The sequence below is a fragment of the Shewanella sp. S1-49-MNA-CIBAN-0167 genome (genome assembly GCF_040310145.1).
GTDB classification, from domain to species: domain Bacteria; phylum Pseudomonadota; class Gammaproteobacteria; order Enterobacterales; family Shewanellaceae; genus Shewanella; species Shewanella psychromarinicola.
Genome location: NZ_JBEOPO010000064.1, coordinates 1 through 13,384, shown reverse-complemented (window position 1 = coordinate 13,384; position 13,384 = coordinate 1). Strand labels below are relative to the sequence as shown.

The following is a 13,384-nucleotide window of genomic DNA, read 5'->3' as shown; positions in this document are numbered from 1 at the left end:
GAGTGTAATTTGTTTCATGGGGCTATGATGATCCCATTTGGGACAAAATCAAGCATTTTCAATGATCACGGGTATAGAAGCCCGACCAATATGATATTGGCAAAGCGATATTACAGTGATAATGGACGGCGACGGAGGCGGTTAGTCACTAGTCAGCCTCTGCAAGGCATTGGTGACCTCACTCATCCGCGCCGCCGTGACCTTACCATGAACCTGCGATATCAGATTACCGTTCTTATCCAAAACAACAATGACGGCCTCTTCGCTATCGGAGGGCACACCCAACGCGCTTTCCATGATCTGTGAGTTGAGAATCCAGGTTTGATCGTGATAGCGCTGCGGCACGCTCTCTTTGGCCGTTCCAATGACATCTTCTTCCGACATAAAGAAGGGTAAATTGACAGCCAGTACGTCGCGAACTCGATATTGAGTATGATCTATCTTTGATCGCAATGTGTTAACCCATTCCCGAGTGGATGTTGCGGCATTGCGAGACGGCGTAAGTATGAGCAGTGTCGGTTGACCTATCAGTTTGTTGCTGTCAACTTTTTCGCCGCTAAGCGCCGTCGCTGTAAATGACGGCCATGGTCCATCGCCTGCGATAGCGGACGGCCCACATAGGGTTAGTATCGCAAGTAGGGTCAGCTCAGTAACGCGTCGGGATGTTGAGTCCCAAAGTATTATTGGTATCATTGGTCTGGATAGCATAGTATTCCTACGCTCAGTAGTAGGGGTGCGAACAAGCAGGCCAAGCCAGATCCAAATACAGAAGTCGCAGCATTCAATAAAACTCCTTCATAAATCATGGCTCTCATGTCTGACGAGTAAGCATCACACATATAATATGCGATTGACGACATTTCATCTGTTCGCTAGCGAACTTTCTGCCAGCCAATGACCCTATTGGATCTGCAGGCGTCATTTGTGGGTATGTGTTCTATCGAACAGACCAGCCAAATGCCAGCGCGCAAGCTGTAGTTCTCAGGATTTGCCGCAATGATATTTTCCTCGGGTTCGGCAGGATTCATCCTCATCATACATAACAGGATATCTAGCTTATGCTTTTCGAAACGTTTTCTAACCGCTCGCTGCAGCTATCCAATCGCATGGTAATGGCGCCGTTAACACGCAGTCGGGCTACGCCTGAGCACACGCCGAACGCGCTGATGGCAACTTACTACGGCCAACGTGCGACGGCAGGACTGATTATTACCGAGGGCACTTCGCCCAGCCCGAACGGACTGGGCTACCCACGCATCCCCGGCCTCTTTGATAGCGCGCAGATGAATGCATGGAGGGCAAGCACTTCACCGGTACACGCCAAAGGCGGTAAAATTTTCTTACAGTTGATGCATTGCGGTCGAGTCGCGCATGTCGAAAACTTGCCGACAGGTGCCGAAGTACTCGGGCCCGACTCTGCGGTATGCCCCGGTGAGATGTATACCGACGCCCTAGGTAGGCAGCCCCACAGTACGCCACGAAAAATGACCGAGGTTGATATTGCTCATGTGGTAAAAGAGTATGTGACGTCGGCGAAGCTCGCGCTGGACGCAGGTTTCGACGGTGTCGAAATACACGGCGCCAACGGCTACCTCATCGAGCAGTTTTTGAATCCGCGGGTCAACCTGCGCACTGACGGTTACGGCGGCAGCATTGAAAGCCGTAACCGACTCGCGCTGGAAATCGTGCGTGCGACAGTTGCTGCCATCGGCAGCGACCGGGTTGGCATCCGGCTCTCTCCTTACGGTGTGTTCAATGGCACCGGCGCATTCCCTGACGTAGAGACTCAGTACCTGGCATTGACCAAGGCGCTTTCCTCGGATGGGCTTCTTTACATCCACCTGGTCGATCATTCATCCATGGGCGCACCAACCGTGCCCGTCAACTTCAAACTCAAGCTGCGCGCTGGTTTCGATGGTCTGTTCATCCTGTCTGGAGGGTTTGATCATCAAAGCGCTGAACAGGCGTTACGCGCTAAACATGGCGACCTGGTAGCCTTTGGCCGCCCGTTTTTGGCTAACCCTGATCTCGTCGCTCGGATGCGCCAAGATGCCGAGCTCAACACGCCAGACGAAGCGACTTTTTACGTACCTGGCGCCAAGGGCTATACCGACTATCCAACTCTCGCGACTTCTCAAGAGCGTTAACACCAAAAGTCATCGCCGAGGTAGCACAATTCAGTAGAAGCTTGCCACTGCGCACGCCTGTTACCAAACATGGAAAAACACCAGCTATAAGCAACGCGCCGCTATTATGGCCAAGGCTGCGGAACTTCTGCATGCTCATACTGATGACTATGCCAAGCTGGCAACACTGGAGATGGGGAAGCGAATTGATGAAGCCCGTGGCGAAGTAAATTTCAGTGGTAAAATCCTCAGCTATTATGCAGAGCACGCGGAAGCGTTTTTAGCTCCAGAGCAACTTGACCCGGAACATGGCGAAGCCCATATGGAAAGCAGCCCGATAGGCGTGATTTTCTGCGTCGAGCCGTGGAACTTTCCCTTTTATCAACTTGCTCGTGTCGCAGGCCCGCAACTGATGGCGGGCAATGTTTTGGTGGTGAAACATGCCAGCAATGTGCCCCAATGTGCTATTGCCTTTGAGCAGTTGCTGATTGATGCGGGCGCACCTGAGGGGTTGTACACAAATCTGCTGGTTTCGCACCAACAGTCTAACCAGATTATCGACGACCCGCGCGTCAAGGGCGTGGCACTGACCGGTGGTTTTGCCGCTGGCAGAAGCGTTGCCGCCCGAACAGGGCAAAACCTCAAACCCTCGTCGATGGAGCTCGGTGGCAGTGATGCCTTTATCGTGCTTGATGACGCAGAACTCGACAACACTATTCCCTGGGCAGTGTGGGGACGTATGTACAACCAGGGACAAACCTGCTGTGCTGCGAAACGCTTTATTGTGCTCGATTCGATTGCTGACAAATTCATCGAAAAGTTTCAAACCGCGCTTGAACTTCAGCAACCTGGGGATCCGATGGACGAAAAAACCACCAAGGGGCCGATGTCGCAAGAAGCCGCTCTGGTTAATATTTTGAAGCAGGTCGATGATGCTGTAGCCCATGGGGCTAAGGTGTTAATGGGTGGCAAGCGTATCTACTGCCCAGGAGCGTTCATGCAGACCACTATACTGACCAACATTGCGCCAGGCAACCCTGCTTATCGCACTGAGTTTTTCGGCCCAGTCGCGTTAATTTTTCGGGTCAAGGACGAGGCAGCGGCCATCGCGCTTGCCAACGATTCAGACTTCGGACTTGGTGGTTCCGTGTTTACCGAAGATGCCGCTCGTGGCAAACGCGTTGCCAGTCAGATTGATACTGGCATGATGTTCATCAACAATATTGATTGGACCGATGCCGCGCTTCCGTTCGGCGGCGTCAAAGATTCCGGTTATGGCCGCGAACTCGGCGAAATGGGCATTCAGCAGTTCGTTAATAAGAAGTTGGTTCGCACCATTTCGATGGCAGCGCCGGTGTAACAGTTGCACAGCTAGGGGCTAGCAAACTGAAAATATTAATATTTCACAAGCAATACCCTATATGGAAACGGCATAACATGGCGAACGAGCATAGTCATCTAAGATAGCGACATCGCTATTGAGGACTCAAGTAAATCAGTGGGGTAGGTGGCTATGGTTTCACAATGCTATGATTTCATAATGCTATGATTTCAAGATATCATGGTTTCACAACACTGAGTTTGACTGAAATTAATTCATTGCACCTTAAGTGTCTAGCTGTGAAGCCGATTAATCTTGCTTGGGAGAATATAGAAAGGGCATGACGTTATTGTTTTATAATGGCTGGGATGATTTGTTATAAACGACAAGATAGCCAAATATACCATGTCAAGCCACCAATGAGGGGTAGCTTGGCATAGATAATTTAGTTAAAAGGTTTCTAGTCTATCGGATTCAATCTTTACCACGGCATAACATTCGCAGCACAGCGTTTCGAGTTTTTGTCTGTTGATCACGGTAATTTGGCCGCGCTTATAATTGATTACCCCAAGTTTTTGCAGTTTACCGGCGGCTTCAGTTACGCCTTCTCGTCTAACGCCTAACATGTTGGCGATCAACTCTTGGGTCATAGTGAGATTGTTGCTAGCAAGTCTATCAAGCGACAGCAGCAGCCAACGACAAAGTTGCTGATCGATAGAATGGTGCCTGTTACATATTGCCGTCTGCGCCATTTGTGCCATCAGTGCTTGAGTGTAACGTAACAACAGTTCGCGAAGGCTTTGATTGTCGTTAAATTCATCGAGCAATACTGATGCGGACAATTTATAGGCTCGGCCTGCGCTTTGCACTATGGCGCGATTTATGGTGCTTTCTCCCCCCATAAACACCGCAATGCCCACTAAACCTTCATTGCCGACAACAGATATTTCTGCCGATGCCCCGTCTTCGAGGACGTTTAGTAAAGAGACAATACTGTCAATGGGGAAATAGACATTTTCAAGATTCTGACCAGCTTCATGAATAACTTTACCTAAAGCCAGTTTTATTATCTTTAACTGTGGAAATAAGCGTTGTTTTGTCGCTTCAGGTAATGCTTTAAGTAATATGTTCTCATTTGGGTCAATCATTGATAACCTTTCAATATATTAAAGTGAGACATTAACTACTACCCATGATCTTTCTTATGTTAAATATTGCATAATACTTAAGTAATCTTGTTATCAATATAACAGAGTTTGTTGAATCGAGATAGTTAAAGTGCCTTGTTTAGCGTGATTTGCGATCACAGCAGGCGAGTGGAACCATTATTTTTCGTTCAAAAGGTATTGAATGTTGAGTTGTATTTATGCTCATCGACAGGATATTTAGTTGGGGGGGAGATAGTAAAAAAGGCCTTTGCAAAGCTGCGTTTCACTCATAGGAAAGAGACTAAACAACGGCCTCCAGCGATTACGTTTAGGCAGCAAGTCAGCTACTAAGGGTGCTGTTTTGTGAAGATGAATGGCATAAAAAGGCTGAGCAGCAAAGTGATTGCAAGAGCCATTTTTCTAGTGGCTATACATTCGGCCTTTGCCGCCGGAGTTAGTTAAGTTTATGTGCTGTCTGATGCAAGATGCACTTAACATCTGATTTTTTTCGTCGGCCTAAACTCACATATTGAAGCGCTTTGACTGATATTTGCAATTTATTTATTTTGAATATCATCAAGCGCCTGACGAACTTCATTTAAAATTAACCTGTTTGCCAGGTTTTCATCTATATCGGGCACATCCCATCCAAAAATAGCGCGATATTTCTCAATCAAATTGTGGACGTCTTCGATAATATTGCTGCGATGGGCCGCTAACTCTAATTTTTCTATGTCAGTCATGCTAGTTCACCTTAACATTTATAGATAGATCTAGATTAGGCTAGTATTGATGCTCCTTCGGTGCGACACCGAACAGATTGAATATGAAATTTGGTGCAAGCTGATAGATATTCATTCTATTAGCAAAGCAATGATTTATTGTTTTCCATCTTCAATCTGGAGTTAATACATCATGTTACATACATTGGATGATTTAAAAAGTTTAGCCATTCACGCCTCTGATGGCGATATTGGATTAACCAAAGATTTTTATTTTGATGACAAGCATTGGGTGATCCGATACTTGGTGGTCGAAACGGGATCTTGGTTATCAAGCAAAAAAATATTGCTTTCACCCATATCAATCAAAGAGTTTAATCAGGAGCATAAGACGCTTACTGTCACAATCTCAAGAGAGCAGGTAAAAAACAGCCCTGACATCGATAGCGAAAAACCAGTCTCTAGGCAGCATGAGGTAGATCATAGTGAGCCCAGTCCTAACATGATGTCACCTGGTTATTATAGTGTCGCGCCAAAACCAGATAACATAGATAACTCAGAGATGTCCGCAGACGTCGAGGCTGCACTATCACGGGATAATGATCATCATCTACGCAGCAGTCATGCCGTGACGGATTATCACCTTGATGCCATAGACGGTGAATTGGGCCACTTGCAAGGTATGTTGATAGATACCGACAATTGGGCTATTCGTTATTTGATTGTTAACACCAGTAATTGGTGGTTGGGTCATCTGGTTTTGATTGCGCCCAAATGGATTAAAGAGGTGAGTTGGCCTACCTCTAAAATTTATGTTGATATGACGCAGCAGCAAGTGAAAGATGCACCCACGTTTGATCCCTCAGTGCCTTTCAATCTTGAACATGAGCAAAGTCTGCAAACTCATTATGGCCGTAATGATGAATAACATTATTACCTCTCTATGAGGTCTTTGGCTGTCGTGTTTACGTTATTTATTTAAAAAGTGTTCTTGGAGTAAAGTTATCTATTTCAATATGCAAATATAGTCAATCTCAGTTAACAATTGCAGTTTTTTCTTTTTGAAATTACTGCAACTAAATGAATAAAAGCGATTATCCAAAGTGCTGGGTGGTAAAGTAAGGCTTATCGATACGTTTCATATCAGCTATCAACTGCTATTAGATACCTTGTCAGGGTTAAGCTTCATGCTAAGCGTAACCGGACTCATCAACATTGATATCAGTGACTTTAAAACGGTCATTTACACTCAACGGTTTGCTTCGGTTGGCATGGCCAAAGCCAAAAATGCCAGCTATATCGAAAAGGCGGTTAATAGATTATTAGATAATCCATTGGTTGTGAGCTTACGGCAGTATAGCGTGACATCATCAATTTACAGGCACAGCTTGACCTAGGCGGTTAAGCCTACGTTAATCTGTTTAGGTGGGGTTTATCTAAATGACTTAACTTTTGGTGATATAATTCCACGGTAAGTCATTTTCTGGGTGGGCTTTTACCTGCGCACTTTCCCGCTGCAATGTGGTGAAGTAATCAAAGACATTAATACCCGCTTCACTTGCCGTTGCGATAACTGAGGTAACCACATCGCCAATCGTTGCGCCCAGTAATGTTTTGTGGAACATCGCATTTTTTCTGTCTCGCACGATGATTTTTAGCATCGCCTCAATACGGTTATTGTCGATTTGCACACCTTCCGTACTGCAAAAATAACGGAGTCCAACATAGTGTTTAATGAAATAGCGGATAGCTTTGCCCAAGCCACTATTTTCTTCGACCGTTTCGTTGGCTATATGCGCTTCGCCCCATAATTTAACATGCCTATGCATCTGAGTCAGTTTTGGCCTATTCTTATAGTATAAATCAAGACTAGAAGTGAGATTTGCTATGAAAATGCCTGAAACGAGTTTTTTTGAATGGCAACGTCAATTCAGCGCTGAAACTGATTGCTTAAATCACATTAAGAAAATGAGATGGCCTAATGGTTTTGTTTGCCCTAGATGCTCTTGTGAGCATGCCTATGAGCTTACAACCCGCAATTTATATGAATGCAGTCAATGTCATAAACAAACATCGGTCACAGCAGACACATTATTCCACGGTAGCCGTATTCCTATCACTAAGTGGTTTTGGGCAATCTACTTTTTAGGCTCAGATAAAGGCAGTATTTCAGCATTAAGATTGAGCAAGCACATTGAAGTTAATTGGCGAACGGCACGTTTGATATTAAGTAAGCTGAGAACGGCTATGGGCCATAGAGACAGCTTATATAGACTGTCAGGCGTTATTGAAATTGATGATGCGTTAGTGGGTGGCAGAAGGAAGGGCAAGCGTGGACGTGGAGCAGGAGGTAAAACACCTGTTTTAGTTGCCGTTGAAAGCAAAGGAAAAGGAGCTGGATTTATTGCTATGCAGGCTGTGAATAGCGTTTGCCATGATAGTGTTGAAAAGTTCGTTGCCAAACACTTAACGAGACAGCAAAAAGTGCATACAGACGGCTTACCTGCGTTGAACATTATAGATAAGACTCAACAACATGAAGCGAGGGTTACCCCCAGTGAGCTTGTTGATGAATGGCTGCCTTGGGTTCATATTGCCATTGGTAACTTAAAGGCATTTTTACTTGGGACATTTCATGGTGTTTCGGGAAAGTACCTACAAGAATACCTGAGTGAGTTCTGTTATCGGTTCAATCGTAGAAAAATGGAAAGAGAAATACCTAACAGATTGTTAAATTTGGCAATCATTCACACGCCAATACATTCTTACTGAGCCAACTGCATAGACATGTAATTTAATGTCTTCCATGATGGGCAATGAGTGAGCCTGATGATAAGCAAGCCTAGCCACAGGGGATAGTTTTTCGCTTTTAGCAAAATCATCATTCCCCCATATTTCTCCATAGCGTTTGAGCACATACTCAACTTCCTCAGGAAAATGATTAATCACATCGACAAATTGTCGTCTGGCGTGGCTGTTACACAGTGACATTGTAGCCTCTCTTGCCGTGGGACGATTACTCGGTAATGCATCACTCATGATGACGGGCTTATCACATGATTGACTGCGTTTATGCAAAATGCTGTCAATGAATTCACCTGCGTGGCCGATGTTGGTTTCAAACAAGACGATGGTATTATTATCTTTCAGTGTGGCGATAACCCCTGAGGTATAAATACCGCTACGCAGTCGTGTTTTATCGCTATTACGGACGGCTTTCTCGACCGGTTTAGCGTCTAAAATGCGGTGCGTCGTGTCATCAAGATAATAATGTTCGGCGTCTGAGGCTACATTAAAAAGCTGCTGGTACACAGGATAAATATCATTACAAACCCGCTCAACTTGGTCAAAGACCGTTGAAGCGGTAATTTTTACCCCCAGTAGCTTTTGAATACTGCACTGACGATAAAAAGGCAATCCTGCAAAGTATTTGTAAATGGCCATCAATGACCGCGCAGAGTAACCATATTTTTGCTGGCTTTCACCATCGACTAAGACGTCATCGGGCAGAGGCGCACTGAAATAAGCACCGCAAGTATTACAGCGAAGACGCTCCATCACATGCTGCTCAGGCTTGAACGGGCTTTGCCCTGTAATACGCAGTAAGCTACCAGGCTCAGTTTTATACACTTTACCGGTTAAGCACTCCGTACAGGTATCACCTTTAGCCACATCAGTCATTTCGTGAACGATAACGACGGGCTTAACAGGTGTAAAACCTTCACCTTCATCGTGTTGACGGTTTTTGCTTTTCTTACCGGATGATCTCGCTTGCTTAAGTACGCTGCCAAGCTTTTCAGATGACTTTTCAATACCCAACAATTTTCGCAGTTTATGCACTGTGACATCATGGTGGGCTAACCGGTCTTGCATGCTCGCCAACGTCAGCAACGCATCAAGTAATAACTGACAATCCTCTGGACTTAACGCGAGGTTGTTCTCTTTGGCCTCACTGACTTGCGATATCGGCGATTCAAGTGCGGGTCCATCAATATCGGTAAAGGGTTTACTCACGGTTTATCCACGTCGTTTAGGCTGAAGTCGAGGTTGTTGGGGAAGGATTATGATCCGATAACATTAACAATCAAGCACTAATATCGCTGCTTTTTGACTTAAATAAGATCGTGTTTTTACCACATTGGATCGCCGTTCAGCAACAGCTGCCGTAACTGCTTGGCGATGAACGGTTCAATTTTTTGCTTTGAGCCTGGCCAATGTACAAACTTGCCTTTTGACAACCGCTTGGTCATCAACCAAAAGCCGCTGCCATCATATGATAATGCACGTACCATGGTTTTATTGCGGTTAATAAAGACGAACACCGAGCCAGAGCGAGGGTTAGCCGCTAATGTATAACGGCATAGTGCCGCTAAACCATCCATTCCCTGACGAAAGTCGACAGGTGCAATGGCGATTAAGATATGCGTCTCAGCGGTAAGATGTATCATGATTTCAACGCCCTGATCAGCGAAATAAGGGTTTGTGGATGATCAACGCCTGATAAAGACATCGTATCTCCGTGAGCAATTTGGAGCACTACGTTAAAAGGGGTTTGAGCAGATGATGTTGAAATGGGTCGGTGCACAAACTGGTGGGGACTGAGTTGAGGGTTTACGCTATTTCGCCACTGTTTAAGCTGGCCGCCACTAATCCGTAGTGCGGATGTTATTTTGCTAGAAGAATAATGTTCGAGTAATCCGACGGCTTGTTCACGCAATGTATTGGGGGTTGGAGCCTGACGACTATTCCTGTTGCTACGCCAGCATTCAAAAGCTGTTGTGAGGGTTGATAAGGGATCTAATCTTGACATGATTATTGAGTTGCGATCATTAAATCAGTTTACAAGATAGAAGTTGAACTATGCTGCCGTAAGCTCACCATTGGTTGAAAAAATCGATATCAGCTCGGCTAATGGCGCGATAATTAACATTGATCCCAACAAGTACTCGCACTAGATACCTATTAGCCAAAAAAGTGGTTAACCCAAGTAATAACAGAAGTTCAACGTATCCAAGTTCGGTTGATTCTGCTGCGAAACAGGCGCTTTATGCTAATTTTGGTAATGATGAAACGCTTACCGCCAAAATTGATACCGCTGTGCGCGGGACAAAAAAGCAGAATGGTTAGGCGATAGATTTAAAGAACGAGAAATCGCTAATGCGGTTAGACAAGAAACTGCTGGTTATGATGTAGATAATAGAAAAGGTTATGGCACTTATTAAGGCACAAAACGAATACTATTAATGTCATCTACTGAGGTCATTCATATTGTTGGCATTGAAGTGCAAGTAAATCGTAAGCCGATTAAATATTTGCATTTAAGCGTATTGCTACCCAATGGACGAGCTAAAATGTCTGTACCAACGAGTGCCAGTGAACAAGTCGTTCGTCTTGCGGTTATTAATAAATTGGCGTGAATTAAGAAGCAGCAAGCTGATTTTTGAGGCGCAGCCTCGCCAATCAATTAGTGAAATGGTGAGTGGTGAAAGCCATTATCTATGGGGTAGAGAACATCGCCTTGATATAGTGAAAACCTCTGGTAAACATAAAGCATCCATTAAAGGCAATAACATCATTGAGTTACAAGTATCTGATAATACAACTGCAGATAACCGGTTAAAGTTATTGAATGGTTTATATCGTCAGCAAGTACAAAAGACCATTTCCATGTTGCTACCTTATTGGCAAGAGAGGCTTAATGTTGAATCGTCATCAGTAGGCATTAAAAAAATGAAAACCAAATGGGGCAGCTGCAATATTGAAGCAAAAAGCCTATGGATTAATTTGGAGTTAGCCAAAAAACCAGTGGAATGGATAGAGTTTATTCTGGTCCATTAATTGGTGCATTTAATTGAACGTCATCATAATGAGCGGTTCAAAGGCTGACTCTTCTACACAAGTATAAAAAATATTGAACTTCTGGGGTGAACTGTGATCAGATCAAGTAACTTCAGTTACTTAGAGAAAAACCATGTCAATATTCAACCCAGAGCAATGGTCATACAATCACTTTAAAAACGGTTCATTTGGTGACTCGCGTCGCACTGACCGTGTCATCGAAGTCGCTGCCGACATGGCGCGTTGTAGCGGTAAGTCAATCGCTTTATCATGTCGAGGTAATGAAGCTAAAGTTGAAGGGGCTTATCGATTGATCCGTAATGACAACATTTCTCCAGAAGTGATTAGCGCTTCTGGTTTTCAACATACTGCAGAGCTTGCCCAGCCCTATGCTGAGATATTAGCCATTGATGACACCACTGCGCTGAGTTACAAACATCAAGTAGCAGAAGAGCTTGGCAAACTGGGGACGACGACAGATAAATCACGTGGTTGGTGGGTTCATTCAACCCTGCTATTAGACAGCTTCACGACTCAGACTATCGGGCTCATTCATCAACAATACTGGCTTCGTCCTAATAATCCTGAAGATGCTGACGAAAAAGAAAGCGGTAAGTGGTCAGAAGCCTCTTATTTCTGCCGTCAACGCTTGGGAAAGCTCATGTCACGGGTAATTTCAGTGTGTGATAGAGAAGCAGACATACTGAGTTATATTCAAGATAAACAGAAGCATAATGAGCGTTTTGTCGTTCGAGCGAAACATTCTAGAGCGCTGATAGAGACTGACTCTACGTTATTTGAACATCTTGAATCACAAGCCGAACGGGGTGAATATTCTATCGATATCGCCCAGAAAGGGACAAAAAATAGTAAAGGGAAGCCTGTAAACCGCGTGGCAAGAAAAGCCAAGCTAACCATTAAAGTGGCACAGGTTACGTTCAAAACGAAAGGTGAGACTAAGCCAGTAAACGTGGTGTACGCTCAAGAAAAAACATCAAAAAGCGTTACTGAGCCGTTGCGCTGGGTGCTATTAACAACAGAGCCAATCGATACGTTAATTCAAGCACTTCATATTATTGATATTTACACAGCAAGATGGCGAATTGAGGATTTTCATAAAGCATGGAAAACGGGTGCAGGAGCTGAGCGCCAAAGAATGACAGAGCCTAAGAACTTAGAAAGAGCGGTTTCAATCTTAGCTTTTATCGGCGTCCGTTTACTGCAACTCAGAGAAGCCATCACCCTCCCTTATTATTTACGTAAAAAAGGGCTGGTTGAGGAGGCCAAAGCAGTGGAGGCTCAACGCTGTGACACGGTACTCGAAGAAGATGAATGGAAGGTGCTAATGCGGTTTAATAAGCCTAGAGGGCATAAAGATAAAGGCGCGCCGAGTCTGAAATGGGCGTATCAATCAATCGCAAAGTTGGGTGGTTTCACCGATACCAAACGAACAGGGATCGCAAGCTGGACGGCGGTTTGGGAAGGTTGGAGTACATTACAGTCTCATGTTGTAGGCTACCGAGTCGCGAAAGAAATGATTGCTGATGGCGAGAGCTTATAAGATCTGATCAAGAGACAGGTTCAAAGGGATAATGGATAATGGATAAGCATCGTCCTAATTGGAGAGAAAGGCGCAGCTTATTGAACAGCTTGCCATTAGCGTATGAAGATCGGCGTTACTAAATAAACATGGTTCTAGTTTGAGTTTAAGCTAGCATTGGTCATTAAGTTAAGCAGATTAAACGATACAATACACAGATAACATATCACGAGATTTAAGAAAGTCAGTAGCTTAAAAAATAATTCTTTAATCCTGTTAATTGAACATAGCATCAACGTAAATTAGATTTTTCGGTATAAATTCATCCATCGGGCCAGCAAGTATAGTGGTCATACTTTTGAGGTTCAAAAATCACTTGTGCCAACATGTTTGGCACAAAATGGGCACAAAAAGCCTTTTTGGTGTTTTTGTATATTTTTTGTGAGTTTTATTTATTTTATAGGCTAATTTTAACAAGAATGGAATTGTATGACTTTTAGACACGAAAAATGACTGGTTGGCACGAGGTTAATGCGATTTGGCACAGATATACTTTAATGTAGTGAATTTGTTAATGGGAAAGGCTTTTAAAACTGGGGTTAAAGCAAGAAATGGTACACCCGAGTGGACTCGAACCACCGACCCCTACCATGTCAAGGTAGTGCTCTAACCAGCTGAGCTACGGGTGT

Annotated in this window: 15 protein-coding genes, 1 tRNA gene and 1 pseudogene; 9 read left to right on the top strand and 8 right to left on the bottom strand. The window is 44.5% G+C overall.

Annotation, left to right across the window (positions count from 1 at the left end; all coding sequences use genetic code 11):
• Nucleotides 1-141: 141 nt before the first annotated feature.
• The gene (locus AAEZ00_RS19880) at nt 142-384 is read right to left on the bottom strand and encodes a hypothetical protein (RefSeq protein ID WP_351089621.1); all 243 of its coding nucleotides are present in this window, start codon (nt 382-384) and stop codon (nt 142-144) included.
• Between the two features lie 674 nt (nt 385-1,058).
• Here AAEZ00_RS19880 and AAEZ00_RS19875 point away from each other — a divergent pair.
• Together AAEZ00_RS19875 and AAEZ00_RS19870 are read left to right on the top strand one after the other, a co-directional pair.
• Nucleotides 1,059-2,147 (top strand): alkene reductase, encoded by a 1,089-nt coding sequence (locus tag AAEZ00_RS19875; protein ID WP_351089619.1) that lies wholly within the window; start codon nt 1,059-1,061, stop codon nt 2,145-2,147.
• Nucleotides 2,148-2,202: 55 nt separating this feature from the next.
• Nucleotides 2,203-3,486: pseudogene (locus AAEZ00_RS19870) on the top strand (NAD-dependent succinate-semialdehyde dehydrogenase); the annotation flags it as partial.
• Between the two features lie 410 nt (nt 3,487-3,896).
• On the opposite strand, the gene AAEZ00_RS19865 reads toward AAEZ00_RS19870, so the two are convergent.
• Both AAEZ00_RS19865 and AAEZ00_RS19860 read right to left on the bottom strand, forming a co-directional pair.
• Nucleotides 3,897-4,595, bottom strand: a complete 699-nt coding sequence (locus tag AAEZ00_RS19865) for a Crp/Fnr family transcriptional regulator (protein ID WP_351089617.1) — start codon at nt 4,593-4,595, stop codon at nt 3,897-3,899.
• Nucleotides 4,596-5,152: 557 nt separating this feature from the next.
• The gene (locus tag AAEZ00_RS19860; protein ID WP_351089615.1) at nt 5,153-5,338 is read right to left on the bottom strand and encodes a hypothetical protein; all 186 of its coding nucleotides are present in this window, start codon (nt 5,336-5,338) and stop codon (nt 5,153-5,155) included.
• Between the two features lie 172 nt (nt 5,339-5,510).
• On the opposite strand from AAEZ00_RS19860, the gene AAEZ00_RS19855 reads away from it, so the two are divergent.
• Together AAEZ00_RS19855 and AAEZ00_RS19850 are read left to right on the top strand one after the other, a co-directional pair.
• Nucleotides 5,511-6,245 carry a PRC-barrel domain-containing protein gene (locus tag AAEZ00_RS19855; protein ID WP_351089613.1) on the top strand — a complete coding sequence of 245 codons (735 nt, stop codon included), beginning with the start codon at nt 5,511-5,513 and terminating at the stop codon, nt 6,243-6,245.
• Between the two features lie 259 nt (nt 6,246-6,504).
• The gene (locus AAEZ00_RS19850; protein ID WP_351089611.1) at nt 6,505-6,714 is read left to right on the top strand and encodes a hypothetical protein; all 210 of its coding nucleotides are present in this window, start codon (nt 6,505-6,507) and stop codon (nt 6,712-6,714) included.
• A gap of 48 nt (nt 6,715-6,762) precedes the next feature.
• Here the strand turns inward: AAEZ00_RS19850 and AAEZ00_RS19845 are convergent, their stop codons facing one another.
• A complete protein-coding gene (locus AAEZ00_RS19845) occupies nt 6,763-7,146 on the bottom strand; it encodes an IS66 family transposase (protein ID WP_351089609.1) in 384 nt (127 codons plus the stop codon).
• Between the two features lie 58 nt (nt 7,147-7,204).
• On the opposite strand from AAEZ00_RS19845, the gene AAEZ00_RS19840 reads away from it, so the two are divergent.
• On the top strand, nt 7,205-8,089 hold the full coding sequence (locus AAEZ00_RS19840; RefSeq protein ID WP_351089607.1) for an IS1595 family transposase: 885 nt from the start codon (nt 7,205-7,207) through the stop codon (nt 8,087-8,089).
• Here AAEZ00_RS19840 and AAEZ00_RS19835 read toward each other — a convergent pair.
• From AAEZ00_RS19835 to AAEZ00_RS19825, 3 genes are all read right to left on the bottom strand, one after another.
• Nucleotides 8,048-9,331, bottom strand: coding sequence for an IS66 family transposase (locus AAEZ00_RS19835; protein ID WP_351089605.1), 1,284 nt, complete (start codon nt 9,329-9,331; stop codon nt 8,048-8,050). The two genes, AAEZ00_RS19840 and AAEZ00_RS19835, sit on opposite strands and share 42 nt — an antisense overlap.
• Nucleotides 9,332-9,447: 116 nt before the next feature.
• Complete coding sequence (gene tnpB / locus AAEZ00_RS19830) at nt 9,448-9,765, bottom strand: IS66 family insertion sequence element accessory protein TnpB (protein ID WP_351089603.1); 318 nt, start codon at nt 9,763-9,765, stop codon at nt 9,448-9,450.
• Nucleotides 9,762-10,127: a hypothetical protein gene (locus AAEZ00_RS19825; protein ID WP_351089601.1), complete on the bottom strand. Its 366-nt coding sequence runs from the start codon at nt 10,125-10,127 to the stop codon at nt 9,762-9,764. The genes tnpB and AAEZ00_RS19825 overlap by 4 nt, the downstream gene beginning before the upstream one ends.
• Before the next feature lie 119 nt (nt 10,128-10,246).
• Between AAEZ00_RS19825 and AAEZ00_RS19820 the strand changes: the two genes are divergently transcribed.
• The 4 genes from AAEZ00_RS19820 to AAEZ00_RS19805 all read left to right on the top strand — a co-directional run bounded on the left by AAEZ00_RS19820 (nt 10,247) and on the right by AAEZ00_RS19805 (nt 12,716).
• Nucleotides 10,247-10,444, top strand: coding sequence for a hypothetical protein (locus tag AAEZ00_RS19820; RefSeq protein ID WP_351089599.1), 198 nt, complete (start codon nt 10,247-10,249; stop codon nt 10,442-10,444).
• Between the two features lie 116 nt (nt 10,445-10,560).
• The gene (locus AAEZ00_RS19815; protein ID WP_351089597.1) at nt 10,561-10,734 is read left to right on the top strand and encodes a hypothetical protein; all 174 of its coding nucleotides are present in this window, start codon (nt 10,561-10,563) and stop codon (nt 10,732-10,734) included.
• The gene (locus AAEZ00_RS19810; protein ID WP_351089595.1) at nt 10,709-11,155 is read left to right on the top strand and encodes a M48 family metallopeptidase; all 447 of its coding nucleotides are present in this window, start codon (nt 10,709-10,711) and stop codon (nt 11,153-11,155) included. Before AAEZ00_RS19815 ends, AAEZ00_RS19810 begins: the two co-directional genes overlap by 26 nt.
• Before the next feature lie 133 nt (nt 11,156-11,288).
• Entirely contained in the window at nt 11,289-12,716 is a 1,428-nt protein-coding gene (locus tag AAEZ00_RS19805) for an IS4 family transposase (RefSeq protein WP_351089593.1), read from the top strand.
• A 591-nt stretch (nt 12,717-13,307) separates the two neighbouring features.
• Here AAEZ00_RS19805 and AAEZ00_RS19800 read toward each other — a convergent pair.
• Nucleotides 13,308-13,384: transfer RNA gene (locus tag AAEZ00_RS19800), tRNA-Val, on the bottom strand.

Bases quoted from the DNA above. Each gene is read 5' to 3' on its own strand.
- AAEZ00_RS19865 (WP_351089617.1), bottom strand. From the start codon at position 4,595: ATGATTGACCCAAATGAGAACATATTACTTAAAGCATTACCTGAAGCG.
- AAEZ00_RS19840 (WP_351089607.1), top strand. From the start codon at position 7,205: ATGAAAATGCCTGAAACGAGTTTTTTTGAATGGCAACGTCAATTCAGC.
- AAEZ00_RS19825 (WP_351089601.1), bottom strand. From the start codon at position 10,127: ATGTCAAGATTAGATCCCTTATCAACCCTCACAACAGCTTTTGAATGC.
- AAEZ00_RS19845 (WP_351089609.1), bottom strand. From the start codon at position 7,146: ATGCATAGGCATGTTAAATTATGGGGCGAAGCGCATATAGCCAACGAA.
- AAEZ00_RS19880 (WP_351089621.1), bottom strand. From the start codon at position 384: ATGTCGGAAGAAGATGTCATTGGAACGGCCAAAGAGAGCGTGCCGCAG.
- AAEZ00_RS19805 (WP_351089593.1), top strand. From the start codon at position 11,289: ATGTCAATATTCAACCCAGAGCAATGGTCATACAATCACTTTAAAAAC.
- tnpB (WP_351089603.1), bottom strand. From the start codon at position 9,765: ATGATACATCTTACCGCTGAGACGCATATCTTAATCGCCATTGCACCT.
- AAEZ00_RS19875 (WP_351089619.1), top strand. From the start codon at position 1,059: ATGCTTTTCGAAACGTTTTCTAACCGCTCGCTGCAGCTATCCAATCGC.
- AAEZ00_RS19860 (WP_351089615.1), bottom strand. From the start codon at position 5,338: ATGACTGACATAGAAAAATTAGAGTTAGCGGCCCATCGCAGCAATATT.
- AAEZ00_RS19855 (WP_351089613.1), top strand. From the start codon at position 5,511: ATGTTACATACATTGGATGATTTAAAAAGTTTAGCCATTCACGCCTCT.
- AAEZ00_RS19815 (WP_351089597.1), top strand. From the start codon at position 10,561: ATGTCATCTACTGAGGTCATTCATATTGTTGGCATTGAAGTGCAAGTA.
- AAEZ00_RS19850 (WP_351089611.1), top strand. From the start codon at position 6,505: ATGCTAAGCGTAACCGGACTCATCAACATTGATATCAGTGACTTTAAA.